1 protein-coding gene is annotated in these 1,852 nt (G+C 71.3%); it reads right to left on the reverse strand.

The features are described 5' to 3' along the window. Positions 1-211: 211 nt before the first annotated feature. Positions 212-1,303 carry an ABC transporter substrate-binding protein gene (locus EAO70_RS09650; RefSeq protein WP_148002598.1) on the reverse strand — a complete coding sequence of 364 codons (1,092 nt, stop codon included), beginning with the start codon at positions 1,301-1,303 and terminating at the stop codon, positions 212-214. Between the last annotated feature and the right edge of the window lie 549 nt (positions 1,304-1,852).

Genomic DNA, 1,852 nt, shown 5'->3' on the forward strand with positions numbered 1-1,852 from the left:
GTCCACGCCCGTCTGTCGGGGAGTCGTACGCGGGGCGGGCTCGGGCTCCGCGCGCGCCGGCGCATCGGTGGCCAGGGCCCCACGGGCGGGGAGGTCCCGTGGGGCCCGGGCCGACCCGGTCGCGCGTCCCGTCTGCGGTCACCGTTCCGGGAGGCCGGGTGACCGGAAGGGCCGGGCGACCGAGGCGGCCGTCAGCGCCGGGGATTCAGCCTCAGTACGCCCCGCCGAGCGACGCCTTGGCGTTGGACGGGTCGTAGGAGCGGTCCGCGATGATGACGTCCTCGGGGATGCCCTCACCGGCGTAGAACTTCTGGGCGGTGGCGAAGGCCAGCGGGCCGAAGCGCGGGTTGGACTCGATGACGGCGTTGAGCTCGCCGTTGGCGAGGGCCTGGACGGCGTTGCGCGTGCCGTCGATGGAGACGACCTTGACGTCCTTGCCCGGTGCCTTGCCCGCGGCCTTGAGCGCCGTCACGGCGCCCAGGGCCATCTCGTCGTTCTCCGCGTAGACGGCGGTGATGTCGGGCTTCGACTGGATGAGCTGCTCCATGACCTGCTGGCCCTTGTCCCGGGCGAACTCGCCGGTCTGCTGGGCGACGATCTCGATGCCCGGTGCCTCGGCCCTGATCTGGTCGACGAATCCCTTGGTCCGGTCGGTCGTCACGCTGTTGCCGGAGGAGCCGAGGAGGATCGCGACCTTGCCCTTGCCGCCCGTCGCCTTGATCATCGCGTCGGCGGCGCGCTTGCCCTGCTCGACGAAGTCCGAGCCGAGGAAGGCCAGGTAGTCCTTGCAGGCCGTCGCGTTCACCTTGCGGTCGATCGTGAGGACCGGGACCTTCTTCGCGGCCGCCGCCTGGAGCGCGGGCTCCAGGCCGTCGGAGTTGAGGGGGGCGACGATCAGGAACTGCGCCCCCTGGGCCAGCATGTCCTGGATGTCGCTGATCTGCTTGGAGAGCTGCGACTGCGCGTTGGTGGTGAGCAGCTTCTTCACGCCGAGCTTCGCGGCCTCGTCCTTGATCGACTGGGTCTCGGCGATGCGGAACGGGTTGGCCTCCTTCTCCGACTGGGAGAAGCCGACGACCGCGTTCTTGAGGTCCAGCTCGGGGGCGCCGTACGCGGTCAGCGAGCAGCCCGTTCCGGTGGCCGCGGACGCCGTGGGGGTCTGCACGACCTGCGCGCCCTGGCTGCTGTCTCCGCCGGCCTGGTCGGAGGTCTCGGACTTGGCGCAGCCGCTGAGCACCAGCGTGGTGGTGGCGGCCACGAGGCAGGCGAGGGAGAGCGCGCGGGTTCTCTTCGGAAGGGGCATGTCAAGACACTCCTTGGCGGGGACAGCACCGCCCAGTGGCGTGCGGTCGCGCGGGGATGGGAAACGTTGTCGTCCTGCCGGGAGAGGACGTGCCAAACCTGGCCGGTACGAGCCCGAACTGCGGATACGCGGCCTCGATACCCTCGGACGACCGGGCGGCGTCGGCGGCTTTACAACGTTATAACCGCGCCGTGGAGCGCTCGGCAAGGGTTCGGCGCGACGTTTCCTGAACGCGCTCTCACGCCCCGGCCCCGCCGCCGACCCGGGGACCCGGGATCCGCTCGATGGAAGGGCGCGAGGGGTCTGGACAGGCGCCGGGAGGCGTGCTGTCATTCCGCTGCACACCGATTTCCAACGTTGGAATGACGGTCGGCACCGTCGTCGGCCCATCGTCGGCCCCGTCGTCGGCCACCGCTGTCGCCACCACCGACGGCACCGCCGTCGGCGACCCCGCCCCCGCACGGTGTCGCGCTCGGACACCGTCGGTCCCCCGCCACCCGAGCACCGCTGCGGCGCCGCCGCACGACCGCCGTACGACCGTTGTACGGC

Origin of the sequence: Streptomyces sp. adm13(2018) (genome assembly GCF_008042145.1) — a bacterium.
Taxonomy (GTDB): domain Bacteria; phylum Actinomycetota; class Actinomycetes; order Streptomycetales; family Streptomycetaceae; genus Streptomyces.

What these genes read in the sequence shown, in the direction of transcription:
- EAO70_RS09650 (WP_148002598.1), bottom strand. Translation starts at nt 1,303, where the DNA reads ATGCCCCTTCCGAAGAGAACCCGCGCGCTCTCCCTCGCCTGCCTCGTG.